Origin of the sequence: Lysobacter soli (assembly GCF_009755585.1) — a bacterium.
In the GTDB taxonomy this organism is placed as follows: Bacteria; Pseudomonadota; Gammaproteobacteria; order Xanthomonadales; family Xanthomonadaceae; genus Lysobacter_J; species Lysobacter_J soli.
The window spans coordinates 2,372,141-2,386,552 of the sequence record NZ_CP046603.1 but is presented as its reverse complement, the minus strand read 5'-3'; the positions used below and the strand labels follow the sequence as shown (position 1 = coordinate 2,386,552).

The window sequence follows — 14,412 nt, the reverse complement described above, 5'->3', positions numbered from 1 at the left end:
TGGGGGTCCACAAGTTTGCGTCGCGCCCAAAACAAAACCGGCTGCCCGAAGGCAGCCGGTTTTTTGTTTCCAGCAAATGGAACCGGGCGATCAGACGTGCCCGGATTCCTGCTTGCGCTCGCCTTCGCCCTGCGCGGCTGCGTGGACGTGTTCGGCGGCGGCTTCGGCCGGGGAGGGCGCTGCCTCGTCGGCGTCTACGGCAACGGTGTCCGGCGCGGTTTCGTCAGCCTGCGACTCGCCAGCGACCGATGCTTCCACCGGCGCCGGGACCGGCGCGGTTTCGGCGGCCGGCGCGCGAGTGTCGTGCGGCAGCGAATCGAACAGGCCGGCGGTGCGCGGGACGTCGCCATTGGCGAGCGGCGCAGCGGACGGCGTCGAAGCCTGCGGACGCGACTCGGTGGTTTCCGCCTCGGCCTGCTTCTGCGGACGCGCGTCTTCGGCCGGTGCGATCGGCGCCGGATCGATCACGGCCGGCTCTTCGACCTTTTCCGGTTCCGGAACGGGCTCGGGCACCACGACCGGCTGCTCGACGACGACGGCCGGTTCGGCCGGGGCCTGCGGTTCCGGGGGCGCGGCGACCGGCGGCTGATCGGCCTTCGGCGCAGCGGTTTCGCCCGTCGCCACCGCAACGGCGGCAACGGTCGCCACGGCGGCCTGCGCCGGCGTCGCCACCGGAGCCGGGGTCGCGGGCGTGTGCGTCACGTTCGACGGCGCGGCCGAAGGAGTCGCGGGCTCGTCGTCGAAATCGAACTCGGGCTGCGAACGCTGCGCGACCGGCGCCGGGGCCGTACCTTCGGCGGCATTCGCTTCGTGCGCGTCGTCCTCGTCGTCGAGGAGCGAAGCGTCGTCATGCTCGTCGTGCAGCTGCGCCTCGTCGGTGCCTGCAGCGGCGTCGCCACCGCCACGACGACGACGACGGCCACCGCGACGGCCGCGACGGCGACGGCTGCCGCCTTCGCCAGCGCCTTCGCCCTGGGTGGCATCGGCATGGGCGACGGCTTCACCCGTCTGCACGACCGCAGGCGTTGCGGCTTCGGTGGTGTCCGAGGCAGTCACCGCGGCTGCGACGACGGCCGGCGCGACCAGCGCCACGTCCGCTGCCGTCGTGGCTGGCGTTTCGGCCTTGACGACGTCCGACTTCACTTCGGCCTTCGCCGGAGCGGGGCGGTTCTCGTTCCGCGGCGGACGGGCCTCGGCGGCCGACTGCTGGACGCGCTCTTCGATCTGCGACTGCTGCGCCTGAGCCTGCTGCTGCGACTGCTGCGACTGTTGCTGCTTCGGCTGCTTCTGCTGTTGCTGCTGTTGCTTGGGCTGCTGTTGCTGCTGCTTCGGCTGCTTCTGCTGCTGGGCCTGCTGCGGCTGCTTCTCGCGGCGCTGCTCGTCGCGGCGTTCGTCGCGACGCGGCTCATCACGGCGATTCTCCTCGCGACGCGGCTGATCGTCGCGGCGGCCATCGCGGCCCTGCTTGCCGTTGCGGCCGTCACGACGCTTGTCGTTGCGATCACCGCGTTCGTTGCGACCGCCACGATTGTCTTGTGGACGCGCGGCCGGCGTCGGTTCCACCGCGATGGGCGAACTCGTACCGCGGAAGAAACGCAGGATGCGCTCGACCACGCCGATCGAATGTGTCGGGGCGGCGACCGGTGCCGGAGCCGGGGCGGGCGCCGGCGCGGCGACCTGCTGCTCGCGCGGCTCGCGCAGCGGAGCGGGCTGGGCCGGCTTGACGTTGGTCACCGCCGGCGCGGCCGGGATGTTCAGGTGCGCCTTGGTCAGCGAGTGCGTCGGCAGCTTGCGCGGGGTGCCGCGCTGGTAGCTCGGCTTGTTCGACTCTTCGCCCAGCTCGTTCTCGCGGATGCGCGTGACTTCGTAATGCGGCGTGTGCAGCTGCTCGTCGGCGACGATGACGATCGGCGCGTCGTGGCGCTTCTCGATCTCGCTGAGCGCGCGGCGCTTCTCGTTCAGGAGGTAATTGGCGATCTCGGTCGGCGCCTGCACCAGCACCTGGCCGGTGTTTTCCTTCATCGCGTGTTCTTCGGCCAGGCGCAGGATCGACAGCGATAGCGACTCGACGCTGCGCATGCGGCCGTGGCCTTCGCAGCGCGGGCACACCAGCTGGCTGGATTCGCCCAGGCTCGGGCGCAGGCGCTGGCGGCTCAGTTCGAGCAGGCCGAAGCGCGAGATGCGGCCGATCTGGACGCGCGCGCGGTCCTGCTTGAGTGCGTGCGCCAGGCGGTTCTCGACCTCGCGCTGGTGCTTGTTCGACGACATGTCGATGAAGTCGATCACCACCAGGCCGCCCAGGTCGCGCAGGCGCATCTGGCGCGCGACTTCCTCGGCCGCCTCCAGGTTGGTGTTGAAGGCGGTCTCTTCGATGTCGCCGCCCTTGGTGGCGCGCGCGGAGTTCACGTCGATCGCCGTGAGCGCCTCGGTCTGGTCGATCACCAGCGCGCCGCCGGAGGGGAGGCGGACTTCACGCTCGTAGGCGTTCTCGATCTGCGATTCGATCTGGAAGCGGTTGAACAGCGGCGTGTCGTCGGTGTAGTGCTTGAGCTTGCGCAGGTTGTGCGGCATCACCTGCTCGACGAAATCACGCGCCTCGGCGTACATCTCCGGCGTATCGACGAGGATCTCGCCGATGTCCGGGCGCATGTAGTCGCGCAGGGCGCGGATGATCAGGCGCGATTCTTGGTAGATCAGGAACGGGCCGGGCTTGCTCAGCGCGGCCTCGGCGACGGACTTCCACACCTGCAGCAGGTAGTCGAGGTCCCACTGGAGTTCTTCGGCATCGCGACCGACGCCGGCGGTGCGGATGATCACCCCCATGTCGTCGGGGATGTTCAGCGCATCCATCGCGCGCTTGAGCTCGGCGCGATCCTCGCCCTCGATGCGGCGCGACACGCCGCCGGCGGTGGGCGAATTCGGCATCAGCACCATGTAGCGGCCGGCCAGCGAGATGAACGTGGTCAGCGCCGCGCCCTTGTTGCCGCGCTCTTCCTTGTCGACCTGGACGACGATTTCCTGGCCTTCGCGCAGCAGTTCGCGCAGGCCGGCCTTGTTGTGGTCGACGCCGGCCTGGAAGTAATCGCGGGAGATTTCCTTCAGCGGCAGGAAGCCGTGGCGCTCCGCGCCGTATTCGACGAAGGCCGCTTCGAGGGAGGGTTCGAGCCGGGTGATGCGGCCCTTGTAGATGTTGGACTTCTTCTGTTCCTTGGCCGGCTGTTCGATGTCGATGTCGTACAGGGTCTGGCCGTCGACGATGGCGACGCGCAGTTCTTCCGCCTGCGTCGCGTTGATGAGCATTCGCTTCATTGGTGCGTTCCTCGCGCGCTCCTGCGCGTGGTCGGCGCGGGACGCATGCGCGTCCTGCAGCCGCGGAACGCCGTGGGGCGTTTCGCCTCTGGATACCGCAAGCCGCGCGCCGGTCGCCGTTGGGCGGGGCCTGGCGCTGCGGCCTCAAGTTTTCCAGCGCTACGACACCACGGCACGCCGCGGGAGCGCTTAATTGTTTCTTTCAAGACAGCTTAGGGACCGGCGGCGCGAACGCCGCGCGGGACGTGTTCATCACGGGCGGTTTGACCCGCTCCGGCAATGTCGGGTTCCGCCGGGCCATCGCTGCTAACATGGCTGCCCCGGGGGCAGTGGTTAGGCGCGGACCGGAATCGCAGGAAAGGGCTTTCGGCCTTTGTGAAGTAACTTCCTGCGAAATCAAAACCTTATCTCGCGTCGCGAGTGTAACAGATAACCCCCTTCGGATGACCCATTCAGACCCCAACGACAGGCCGGGCAGGACCGGCTCCGCGCCGCGTCCGGCAAACGAGTCCGGCCAGGTCCGCACCGTCCGCGTGCCCGACGACCGCGCCGGGCAGCGCTTGGACAACTTCCTGCTGGGCCAGCTGAAGGGCGCCCCGCGGTCGCTGGTCTACAAGATCGTGCGCTCCGGGCAGGTCCGGGTGAACGGCGGTCGCGCCAAGGCCGAGCGCAAGCTCGAAGGCGGGGACGAAGTCCGTATCCCGCCGGTGCGCCTGGGCGAAGCCGGTGAACGCCCCGCGCCGCCGAAGGGCCTGCTGGAGGCGCTGGAAGCGGCGATCGTCTTCGAGGACGCCCGCCTGCTCGCGCTGAACAAGCCCTCAGGCCTCGCCAGCCACGGTGGCAGCGGCATCAGCCACGGCGCGATCGAGTCGCTGCGCGCGCTGCGATCGGGGCAGACGCTGGAGCTCGTCCACCGGCTCGACCGCGACACCTCCGGCCTGCTCATCGTCGCCAAGAAGCGTTCGGCGCTCACCGAGCTGCAGGCCCTGATGCGCGAGGAGGGCGGCATTTCCAAGCGGTATCTGGCGCTTCTCACCGGCCGCATGCCCGACGGCGTGATGACCGTGGACGCTCCGCTGCACATCGGCCTGCGCCAGGGCGGCGAGCGCCATGTGCAGGTGAACGCGGCCGGCAAGCCATCGCTGAGCCACTTCAAGGTGCTCGAACGCCGGGGCGGACAGTCGTACTGCGAAGTGCGCATCGAGACCGGCCGCACGCACCAGATCCGCGTCCACGCGCAGCACATCGGGCATCCGGTTGCCGGCGACGACAAGTACGGCGAGGTGGACGCCAACAAGCGCCTACGCGAGCAGGCCGGCCTGAAGCGCCTGTTCCTTCACGCCTCCACGCTGGAATTCGCGCTCGACGACGGCAAGACGCCGTACCTGCTCAATGCCCCGCTGGCGCCGGAACTGATCGACGTCCTCGACCGGCTGGCGTGATCCTCAGCCGCCGCGCCGGCGCTTCTCGTCGAGTACGAAGCAGGACTGCGGACGCTCCACCGGCGGATTGAAGTTCACAGGCACCTGCAGGCGCGAGGACTGCGGCTGTCCGTCGCGGGTCGCCGGCTTGAACGTCCACGTGCGGACGCCTTCCTTCGCGGCCTGGTCCAGCGGCGGCACGCCGCTGCTGCGGAAGACCTCGACCGAACTCGGCTTGCCATCCACGCCGATCGTCATCGCCAGGATCACCTGCCCGCCGATGTCGTCGCAGGCGAGTTCTTCGGGATACCCCGGCGGCGGCGTGTCCACCGCCATCAACTCCGTCGTCTTGACCGGCGCTGGTGGCGCCTCCGGCTGACAGGCGGCGATGGCGAGCACGGAACCGGCGAGCAGTGCGATGCGGATGCGGGGGAAGTCCATGCGGGCTGCCTCGTACGGGACGGGAAGGTCAGGCGGCGAGGGCCTGGGCCTTGGCGGCGCAGATGAAGTCGTTCTCGCTCAGGCCGCCGACGTCGTGCGTCGAAAAGCGCACCACGCAGCGGTTGTAGTGCACGCCGAGGTCCGGGTGGTGGTCCTCGCGATGGGCCACGAACGCCAGCGCGTTCACGAACGCCATGGTCTCGTAGTAGTTGGCGAAGGTGAACGTCCGGGTGATCGCATGCCCGTCCTCGACCACCTCCCAGCCCGGGATCTGCGGCAGCAGTTCGCGCACGCGCGCTTCGCTCAGGCGATGCTCGGTGCCGCGGCGGGCGATGCAGTGGGCCTGCGCGAGGGGAATGAGGTCGTTCACGAAGTGGGGCTCCTTGCGGGAGGGCGACCGGCGGGCCGACTGAATGGAACGCATCGTCGGCCATCGCAGGTGACGGCCGCGCCATCTGAATGCGTGGACCCCGCTAGAATACCGCCATGATCAATATTTCCGAATCCGCCCAGCGCCATTTCCGCAAGCTGATCGAACGCGAGTCCCTTCCGGGTCTCGGCGTTCGTCTGGCGGCGGTGCACGCCGGTACGCCGCGCGCCGACGTGCGGCTGGAGTTCGCCGAACCCGGCGACCTGCAGGGCGACGAGTGGGCCGTGGATTGCGACGGCTTCACGATCTGGCTCGACGCGCCCAGCGTGAAATACCTGGACGGTGCGGAGATCGATTACGAAACCCAGTCCACCGGCGGCCAGCTGCAGATCCGCGCGCCGAAGATCAAGGGCGAGGCGCCGGCCGATTCGGCGTCGCTGGTCGAGCGCGTGCACTGGATCGTCGAACAGGAAATCAACCCGCAGCTCGCCTCGCATCGTGGACACGTGTCGGTGCAGGAAGTGACGGCCGACGGCGTGGTCGTGCTCCGCTTCGGTGGCGGTTGCCACGGCTGCGGCATGGCGGACGTGACGCTGAAGCAGGGCATTGAGAAGACGCTGCTGAGCAAGGTGCCCGGCGTGACGGCAGTGCGCGATGCGACCGATCACGATACCGGCGACGCGCCTTACATCCGTCGCGATTCCGCGGCCTGACCCGGGCCCGGCGACGTAGATGTTCTCCGCCGCCGATCTGATCCACGCACTGCAACGAAGGTTGCAGCTCGTCGCGCCGCACCTGCGGCGCAAGCCGGGTGAGTTTCCCCCGGGCTGGCAGACGTGGTTCGACGGCATGGCCGAGCGCGTGGGCGCGGTGCGCGGTGCGACCGTCGACGCGATCATCGCCGTCTTCCTTCAGCGTCCCCTGACCGAGCGTCCGCGACGACTGCGCGATCTGACGCGGTGGCAGGCGTTCACCACGCTGATGCGCCAGGACTGGTCGCGCGACGACAACCGCTGGGACAAGTACGACCGTCGCACGCACTGGTTCGCAGCGACGTTCACGATCCTGTGGCACGTCATCTTCAGCGCGCTGCTGCTGTACCTGATGTACCTGCGCTTCATGGCCGTCAGTGCGCCCGCGCCGCAGGGCGAGGACGTGACGATGATCGAATACGTCGGCACGGGCACGCCGAAGGAACCCGGCGGCGGCGCGGCCGAGCCCTCGCAGGAACCCGAAGCCACGCAGGCGCCCGCGCAACCCGCGCCGTCGCAACAGGCCGCTGCGGCACAACCCGCGCCGCAGCAGGCGCCGTCCGTCCCCGCGCCGCCGTTGCCGACGCCAAGCATCGACGCGCCACTTCCCGACATCGCCCAGCGCGACGTGCCCGAACCCCAATTGCCGCCGCCGGCGCCACCGCCGGTGGCGCAGCCGGTGACCGTGAGCGAACCGGTGCCGAACACGCCGGACGTGTTCGTGCTCCCGCCGACCCGGCGCCAGCCACCGCAACCCACGCTCGCGGCGCCCGAGTTGCGCACGCCCGTGCCGCAGGTGCGCACGACCGACGTCGCCGAACCCGTGCAGCCGGTGCATCGCGAAATCACGCCACGCGAGATCGCGGCGCCGACGATCCAGCAGCGCACGCGCGAGATCACGATGCGCGAGGTGCCGGTACCGGTGCCGCGCGTTCCCGTGCCGACGCTGCCCGAACCCAGCGTCCCGACCCCGCAGGTGCGCGCGGCCGAACAGACCGTCCGCACGCGCGAGGTCCCGACGCCGCCGACGCCAGCGGCACCCACGCCGTCGCCTGCGGCGCCCGTGGCGACGAGCGCGGCTGCGACAGCGCAGCCGGCGCCGTCGTCCACCACTTCGAATGCGCCGTCGACCGCATCGTCGAATGCACCCGCAGCGCGGACGGCGTCGGCACCTTCGTCCGCTGCTCCGTCCGGTACCGCACCGGCCGCGGCCGGCCGCGGCACGCAGCCGTCGACCGCGGGTGCGGGTCCGAGCCCCACGCCGTCGCCGGGCACGTGGTCCACGCCGCGCCGTGGCGACGACTGGGGCGCCAGCACGCGCAATGCGCCGGGCGGGCAACGCGGCCTGACGCCGGGCCTGTACAACGCCGACGGCAGCGTGCGCGTGCCCGAACCAGGTGGCTCGGCATCGCCGAACCGGCCGCCAGGCGCGATCACGGAGGAAATCCGCGATCTCGATCGTTCGGGCACGTGGCTCAAGCGCAAGCCGACGGATTTCGAACCGACCTCGTTCGACAAGTACTGGGTGCCGGACGAAACGCTGCTCGCCGAATGGGTGCGCAAGGGCATCGAGAAGGTAACCATTCCGATCCCGGGCACGAACAAACGCATCGAATGCGTCGTGTCGATGCTCGGCCTTGGCGGTAGTTGCGGTTTGAGCGATCCCAACCTCAACGACCAGCCCGCCGAAGCGCGTCCGCCGCCGGACATTCCGTTCAAGCCGGCGCTGCAGGAGGACAACGGCAGCGTGAAGCCGTAAACCACACGCATCGCGATGTCGCGTGTTCAGCGCGCCGTTGCGATGCGATGTCACGCGTTCGTCACTGAACCGAACCGAACGAAGCGCTCGCGGGCTAGCGCAACGTCGTCAACGAAAACCGCGACGGAAACAATTTCGCCGACGGAAATTTTTCCGCGCGCGATCGCGCACAGGTCGCGCCTGGTGCGATCGCGCGCTGGCATGTCTTTTGCGGAACGCTCCTGCATCCGCTGCACCCTGCGTTTTCCATGCATGAATCCGCATTCGCATCGGCGACTTGTTACGTCGTCGCTGAACGATGTCCGCGCCGTTTTTACATCTGCCGCGGCACAGTCCGCCTGCGAGCGTTTGCCGCCGAGGCGCGCGAAATCACACATCCACACAGGAGGGTAGTCCAGTGACCGACGAGCGATCGGGAACCGGTGAATTCAAGGCCGTTGCGCAAGACGCGATGCGGCTGGGCGCGCGCGCCCTGGAGACGGGACGTGCTTGGTTGAGTGGAAGGAGAGGAACGATGAACGAACGTGATGCATCCAGGCGGTACGAGGAGCGTCTGCGCCAGCAGCGCCAGGAATCGGGCATGTCGGGTCGCTCGGAGTACGGGCAAGGCGCGCGTCGCTGGGGCGCGGGCGAGGACTGGGACGACAGCAGTTCCGGTCGCACGCAGGGCCACTACGCGGGCGATTACGAAACCGGCGGCCGCATGGGCCGGCAGCAGTACGGCAGCGGCATGGGCCGCGATGAGCAGGACTGGTCGCAGGGGCGTCGCGAATCGCAGCGCTGGGGCGAGCAGGGCACCTACGGTGCGCAGGGCAGCAACGAATACGATCGCCAGGGCAGCGACTACGGACGCGAACGCGAGTTCGGCGGCCAGTATGGCGATCGCGGCCACGGTGACTACGGCAGCAATCGTGCATACGGCACGCAGGGCAGCCAGGGCTATGGCAGCCAGAGCTACCGCTCGCAGCAACAAGGCGAGGATTACGGCAGCCAGGGGCGTTACCGCGCGTCGGGCTCCGACTTCGGCAGCCAGCGTCGCCAGGAAGGCCAGCAGGATTACAGCAACCAGCGCGGCTACGGCACGCAGGCCTACGGGCAGGGCGAACACAGTTCCGGTTCGCACGGCTACGGCAGCGGTCGCGAATACCGCGGCTACGAAGGCGGCGAGTCCGGACGTCACGCCGGCAATCGCAACTGGGAACGCGGTTATGGCGAAGGTTATGGCCTCTCGTCCGGCTACGCCGACGAACAGGCTTACGGCAGCCAGTACGGTTCGGGCTCCGGCAGCAGCGGCTACGCCAGCGGATATCCCAGCGACACGCAGGGCTCCAGCCGCCAGCGTTCGATGTCCGGGAGCTCGTCGGGGATGTCGTCGCGCGACCAGTACAGCCGCAATTACCGCGGCATGGGCCCGCGCTCGTACACGCGTTCGGACGAACGCCTGCTCGAGGACATCAACGAGCGTCTGACCGAAGATGATTATCTGGACGCCACCGAGATCACCGTGCGTTGCGTCAACGGCGTGATCACGCTGGAAGGTACCGTCACCGAGCGCTGGATGAAGCACCGCGCCGAAGACCTGGCCGATGCGAGCAGCGGCGTGAAGCAGGTCGACAACCGCATCCAGGTTCAGTCGCAGTCGCAGTCCGGACGCTCCAGCGAGTCCGGCTCGTCGCAGGCGCAGGGCTCGTCGCAGTCGCAGGGTCGCTCGGCGTCCTCGTCGACGTCATCCCGCGCAAGCGGCACGACCGCCAGCAGCGGCGGCTCGACCACGACCGGCTCGTCGTCCACGCGCAGCACCGGTGGCGACAACAACCAGGGCGGCTCCCAGCACTGACGAACAGGGAAGCGCACTGAGGACAGAAAGGCCCGCAATCGCGGGCCTTTCTCTTTGGGGACGACAGGTTTTGCCAAGCGAACTAGGGATGCTCTGCTGCGTCACGCGGATCCATCACCATCGTGCGGCAGCGCTTGCAACCGGCTTCGGCACGTTTGAGGTGCTCGCGGATGCGTTCGGGTTCGGCACCGTGATCGAGCATCGCCAGCGCGGTGGACACCGCCATCGTGATCACGTTGAGTTCGTTGCGAAGGCCGTGGCGCCACTGGCGTTCGGTCGCATCGTCCAGCGGCACGCTCACGCTTCGGCGTCCCGCGTGCGAAGGCGCGCCAGCTGGTTGTGGATCGTCCGCACGCTCACCCCGAGCGCGCGCGCGGTGCGCGTGCGGTCGTTGTCGAAGTAGGCCAGCGTGCGGCTGAGCATTTCATGTTCGATCTCGGCGTAGGTCATGCCGACGGTGAACGTCACCGCGCCGGGATCGGCATCGTTGGCACGCATGCGGCGCGCGTTCGGCCGCATGCGCAGGATGCCGTCGTCGCTCGCGAGAAACGCGCGCTGCACCGCGCTGCGAAGCTCGCGCACGTTGCCCGGCCACGCGTGGCGGCGAAGCGTGCGGTCGGTGCCATCGGCGAAGCGTTTGTTGGTGGCGTGCCGCACGTTGAGAAGATCGAGGAAATGCTGCGCGAGCAGCTGCACGTCCTCGCCGCGTTCGCGCAGGCTGGGCATGGCGATGGTGAAGTCGGCCAGGCGGTAGTACAGGTCTTCGCGCAACGTTCCCGCATCGACCGATCCGAGCGGATCGCGATTGGTCGCCGCGACGATGCGCACGTCCACCGGAATGCTTTCCGAACCGCCAACGCGCGTGACGGTGCCGGTCTCGAGCACGCGCAGCAGGTAGACCTGCAGTGCCAGTGGCATTTCGGTGATCTCGTCCAGGAACAACGTGCCGCCGTGCGCCTGTTCGAAGTAGCCGGCATGGCGGGCATTGGCACCGGTGAAGCTGCCGCGTTCGTGGCCGAACAGATGGCTGGCGAGCAGCTCGGGCGAAATCGCACCGGCATTCACCGCGATGAACGCGCCGGGCCGTCCGCTGCGCTGGTGCACGGCGCGCGCGACAAGCTCCTTGCCGGTGCCGCTTTCGCCGGTGATCAGCACCGATGCGTCCGACGGCGCCACGCGTTCGATGTCGTCGGTCACCAGCCGCATCGATTCGCAGCGTCCCACCATGCCGAAGCGCACCGGCATGTCGTGCGCCCGCGCGTAGGCCGAGGCGGCCTGCGACAGCAGCGCGTCGAACTGTTCCGGGCACAGCGGCTTGAGCAGGTAGTCGTAGACGGGACGTGAAACCGCCTGGATCGCCGATTCCACCGACGGCTGTCCGGTGACGATCACCGCGTGGTCGTGTTCGGGAAGCGCCGGATCGTCGAGCAGGTCCATGCCGTTGCCGTCGGGCAGTTCCAAGTCGAGCAGCAGCAGGTCGAGCGGCGGCAGGTGGCTGAACTGCCGGGACTGCTCGAGCGAATGCGCCACGTAGGGCTGGAAGCCGCGAAGGCGGGCGAAGTCGGCCGCGGACGCAGTGAAGTCGCGATCGTCGTCGACGATCAACAAGGATGCCGGCACTGGAGATCTCCCTCTTGAGGCCGTCAGCGTAGTCGCGGCGAAGTTAAGACCCTTTGAAGAATATTCAATGCCGCAGGAAACATCTTCGCGATCGGCGTTGTTCCTTCACGCCGTGAAGGCATTCACAACGTCTCACCAGTATCGCTACGGTCAGGTTCGCGAAGATTTTTCACGCGTCCTTCGCGGCCTTTGCGTCGACCGCCGACCATGGCACGTAAGTTGCTCCTGCTTGTCTTTGTCGGGACCGCTCGCCGGTTCCGAAGCACCGCAACGACGATAAGACAACGGAGAGAGAGACGATGAACGCGAAGCTGTATTACGGGGAGCATTCGACGGTCGTGGAAGCGGTGGATATCGAGGAGGAAGTCGCGTACTGGATGCGGCACTACCGCAACTACGTGCCGAGGTTCCGCAGCGAGGACTACCTGCCGGCGTTGAAGCTCGGCCTGGACGCGTACCTGCGCGGCCATGGCCAGGACTTCGACGACATGGCCGACGCCCTCCAGCTCTGCTACGTGCGCGTGCGCGGCAATTCGCGCCTGGACTGGAACGAGGCGCTGCCGGTCGCCATGGCCGCGTGGACGCGCCTGTCCGAGCGCCACGCGCCGCGCAGCTACGAGCCGGAGCCGCGCTTCGGCTTCGCGACGATTCGTTGAGGGGAGGGCGCGCCGCACAGGGACGTGCGGCGCGGTGCAAGCTTGCCCGATCAGCGCTTGCCGGAGGATTCGAGCAACGCGCGCCCGCGCTCCAGGTGCATGGCCATGTGGTCACGGGTGTTGTTGAGGAAGTTGCGCACTGGTTCGTCCGTGGCGGCGGGGATCAGCCGCCCGTCGAGCATGGACAGCGCGTGCGCATGGCCGTCGACCATGGCCTGCAACCAGGCCTGTTCGTAATCGGCGTCGGACGTGTTCGCCAGCGTTTCCAGGGTGGTCTTGCCCTGGCCGACGAGGCCGTGCACTTCGGTCGTCGTCTCCGGTTCGATCAGATGACCGGCTGACGAAAGCGAACGCAGTGCCGCGAGATTCTCGCTGTGCTCGCGATGCAGCATCTGTGCGTATTCGCTTGCCTGCGGGCCGAGCCTGCGAGCGCGCGCCTGCTCGACGGCGGCGATCTCTAACTCGTCCACTGCAGCGACCAGCGCAAGCGATACACCCGCCGATGGCGGTGGCGTCGGCGCCGGTGGTGCGGGTGCGGTGTCGGCGCTGGTGTGCGTGTCGGAGGCCGTGGTGCCCGCGCCCGTGGCGTCGGTCGACGGCTGCGAGCCGGGCGGCGTGGCGGCCGGCGGCACGGTGTCGTCGCGCCGGCAACCTGCGGTGGTCACCAGCACGCCGACCAGCGCGAGGGCGAGTGCGCGCCTCACCATGTCAGTGCGGCGTCGCAACGCCACGCACCAGCTCCTCGGTCGCGCCGTTGTCCGCGCCGTGCGCGAAATCGGCCAGCGATACGAAACCCACCAGCCGCTTGTCGCGATTGATCACCGGCAGGCGACGAACCTGCAGGTCGGCCATGTTGCGCGCGACGTCGTCGACGTCCTGGTCGTCGAAGCAGTAGCGGATTTCCTGCGTCATGACCTCGCGCACCGGCGTGTCGGCGTTCAGGCCGCGTGCCACGGCACGGATGGCGATGTCGCGATCGGTGACCATGCCGATCAGGCGGTCGCCGTCACCCACCGGCAGGCTGCCCACGTCCATGCGCTGCATGGTCTCGGCCGCTTCGCGGATGCTGCGGTTCGGGGCGGTGAGGAAGACGTCGGTGTTCATGATCTCGGCCACTTTCATGGGCGTGCTCCTGTGGATGCTCGGTAAGTCGAAACCCGAACCATGGCATCGCGGCGATTTCGCCCGCGTGAAGCACCCGGGCGGGCGACGTGAATGCCCCGGTGCCACGCAAGCGCATCCGATGGACGGGCGCGCTTGAGTCGGGCTCAGGCGGCGTGACAGCATCGCGCCCGTGAATACCCCCGACGCCGATGCCGTCCACCTTCGCGACCTCGCGCGCCTGCGCCGCGTGCGCGACCGGATCGATCGCGAGTACGCCAAACCGCTCGACGTCGAAGCGCTCGCGCAAGGGGTGCACATGTCGGCCGGACACCTCAGCCGCGAGTTCAAGCGCGCCTACGGCGAATCGCCCTACAGCTACCTGATGACGCGGCGCATCGAGCGCGCGATGGCGTTGCTGCGTCGCGGCGACATGAGCGTGACGCAGGTGTGTTTCGACGTCGGTTGTGCGTCGCTGGGCACCTTCACCACGCGCTTCACGGAACTGGTCGGCATGCCGCCCGGCGCGTACAAGCGCGAGCACGGCGGCGCGGCCGAGGGCATGCCGCCCTGCGTCGCCAAGCAGGTCACGCGGCCGATCCGGTCGCAATCGATCAGGAATCGAGAAGCGCCGGCCGATGCGCCGGCCGCAGACTGATCGCACCGGTTCATTCGAACACGCCGGCTTTCGACAACGTCGGCCCGGCCACACCCTCATCCTCACGGAGAACGACCCCATGGAACTGACCATCCATTCCACCTTCCTGCCGCACAACGATCCCGATGCCGCACTGGGCTTCTATCGCGACACGCTCGGCTTTGAGGTGCGCAAGGACGTCGACTACGGTGGCCTACGCTGGATCACCGTCGGCCCGCCGGGCCAGCCGGAAACCAGCATCGTGCTGACGCCGCCGGCGATCACGCCGGGCATCAGCGACGAGGAGCGCCGCACGCTCATCGAGATGATGGCCAAGGGCACCTACGGGATGATCATCCTCGCCAGCCGCGACCTCGATGGCACCTTCGAGAAGGTGCAGGCCAGCGGCGCGGAAGTGATCCAGGAACCGACGGACCAGCCCTACGGCGTGCGCGACTGCGCGTTCCGCGATCCGGCCGGCAACCACGTGCGCATCAACCAGGTGTGAT

The 14,412-nt window shown here is 68.4% G+C and carries 15 protein-coding genes; 7 read left to right on the top strand and 8 right to left on the bottom strand.

Translation table 11 applies throughout. From position 1 onward, the window contains the following. Positions 1 to 90: 90 nt before the first annotated feature. Entirely contained in the window at positions 91 to 3,309 is a 3,219-nt protein-coding gene (rne, locus tag GOY17_RS10755; RefSeq protein WP_157030400.1) for a ribonuclease E, read from the bottom strand. Positions 3,310 to 3,752: 443 nt separating this feature from the next. Here rne and GOY17_RS10750 point away from each other — a divergent pair, with 443 nt between their 5' ends. After that, positions 3,753 to 4,751, top strand: a complete 999-nt coding sequence (locus GOY17_RS10750; protein WP_157030399.1) for an RluA family pseudouridine synthase — start codon at positions 3,753 to 3,755, stop codon at positions 4,749 to 4,751. Positions 4,752 to 4,754: 3 nt separating this feature from the next. On the opposite strand, the gene GOY17_RS10745 is transcribed toward GOY17_RS10750, so the two are convergent. Further along, positions 4,755 to 5,171 carry an energy transducer TonB gene (locus GOY17_RS10745; protein WP_232338406.1) on the bottom strand — a complete coding sequence of 139 codons (417 nt, stop codon included), beginning with the start codon at positions 5,169 to 5,171 and terminating at the stop codon, positions 4,755 to 4,757. 28 nt (positions 5,172 to 5,199) lie between these two features. Next, positions 5,200 to 5,541, bottom strand: a complete 342-nt coding sequence (locus GOY17_RS10740; RefSeq protein ID WP_115841808.1) for a 4a-hydroxytetrahydrobiopterin dehydratase — start codon at positions 5,539 to 5,541, stop codon at positions 5,200 to 5,202. Positions 5,542 to 5,657: 116 nt separating this feature from the next. On the opposite strand from GOY17_RS10740, the gene GOY17_RS10735 reads away from it, so the two are divergent. Together GOY17_RS10735 and GOY17_RS10730 are read left to right on the top strand one after the other, a co-directional pair. Then, complete coding sequence (locus GOY17_RS10735; RefSeq protein ID WP_115841565.1) at positions 5,658 to 6,254, top strand: NfuA family Fe-S biogenesis protein; 597 nt, start codon at positions 5,658 to 5,660, stop codon at positions 6,252 to 6,254. A 19-nt stretch (positions 6,255 to 6,273) separates the two neighbouring features. Then, the gene (locus GOY17_RS10730) at positions 6,274 to 8,052 is read left to right on the top strand and encodes a hypothetical protein (RefSeq protein ID WP_157030398.1); all 1,779 of its coding nucleotides are present in this window, start codon (positions 6,274 to 6,276) and stop codon (positions 8,050 to 8,052) included. Between the two features lie 50 nt (positions 8,053 to 8,102). On the opposite strand, the gene GOY17_RS10725 is transcribed toward GOY17_RS10730, so the two are convergent. Then, positions 8,103 to 8,288, bottom strand: coding sequence for a hypothetical protein (locus GOY17_RS10725; protein WP_157030397.1), 186 nt, complete (start codon positions 8,286 to 8,288; stop codon positions 8,103 to 8,105). 278 nt (positions 8,289 to 8,566) lie between these two features. Between GOY17_RS10725 and GOY17_RS10720 the strand changes: the two genes are divergently transcribed. Continuing rightward, positions 8,567 to 9,889, top strand: coding sequence for a BON domain-containing protein (locus GOY17_RS10720; protein ID WP_198173654.1), 1,323 nt, complete (start codon positions 8,567 to 8,569; stop codon positions 9,887 to 9,889). An 82-nt stretch (positions 9,890 to 9,971) separates the two neighbouring features. Here GOY17_RS10720 and GOY17_RS10715 read toward each other — a convergent pair whose 3' ends face one another. After that, positions 9,972 to 10,190: a hypothetical protein gene (locus GOY17_RS10715; protein ID WP_115841562.1), complete on the bottom strand. Its 219-nt coding sequence runs from the start codon at positions 10,188 to 10,190 to the stop codon at positions 9,972 to 9,974. Further along, positions 10,187 to 11,509: a sigma-54-dependent transcriptional regulator gene (locus tag GOY17_RS10710; protein ID WP_115841561.1), complete on the bottom strand. Its 1,323-nt coding sequence runs from the start codon at positions 11,507 to 11,509 to the stop codon at positions 10,187 to 10,189. The genes GOY17_RS10715 and GOY17_RS10710 overlap by 4 nt, the downstream gene beginning before the upstream one ends. A 299-nt stretch (positions 11,510 to 11,808) precedes the next feature. Between GOY17_RS10710 and GOY17_RS10705 the strand changes: the two genes are divergently transcribed. Then, entirely contained in the window at positions 11,809 to 12,165 is a 357-nt protein-coding gene (locus GOY17_RS10705; protein WP_157030395.1) for a hypothetical protein, read from the top strand. Positions 12,166 to 12,215: 50 nt separating this feature from the next. On the opposite strand, the gene GOY17_RS10700 is transcribed toward GOY17_RS10705, so the two are convergent. Together GOY17_RS10700 and GOY17_RS10695 are read right to left on the bottom strand one after the other, a co-directional pair. Further along, positions 12,216 to 12,896 carry a DUF4142 domain-containing protein gene (locus tag GOY17_RS10700; RefSeq protein WP_157030394.1) on the bottom strand — a complete coding sequence of 227 codons (681 nt, stop codon included), beginning with the start codon at positions 12,894 to 12,896 and terminating at the stop codon, positions 12,216 to 12,218. After that, positions 12,874 to 13,287, bottom strand: coding sequence for a CBS domain-containing protein (locus GOY17_RS10695; RefSeq protein WP_115841558.1), 414 nt, complete (start codon positions 13,285 to 13,287; stop codon positions 12,874 to 12,876). The genes GOY17_RS10700 and GOY17_RS10695 overlap by 23 nt, the downstream gene beginning before the upstream one ends. A 172-nt stretch (positions 13,288 to 13,459) precedes the next feature. Between GOY17_RS10695 and GOY17_RS10690 the strand changes: the two genes are divergently transcribed. Then, positions 13,460 to 13,924 carry a helix-turn-helix transcriptional regulator gene (locus GOY17_RS10690; RefSeq protein WP_157030393.1) on the top strand — a complete coding sequence of 155 codons (465 nt, stop codon included), beginning with the start codon at positions 13,460 to 13,462 and terminating at the stop codon, positions 13,922 to 13,924. Between the two features lie 79 nt (positions 13,925 to 14,003). Then, positions 14,004 to 14,411, top strand: coding sequence for a VOC family protein (locus GOY17_RS10685; RefSeq protein WP_157030392.1), 408 nt, complete (start codon positions 14,004 to 14,006; stop codon positions 14,409 to 14,411). Position 14,412 lies beyond the last annotated feature (1 nt).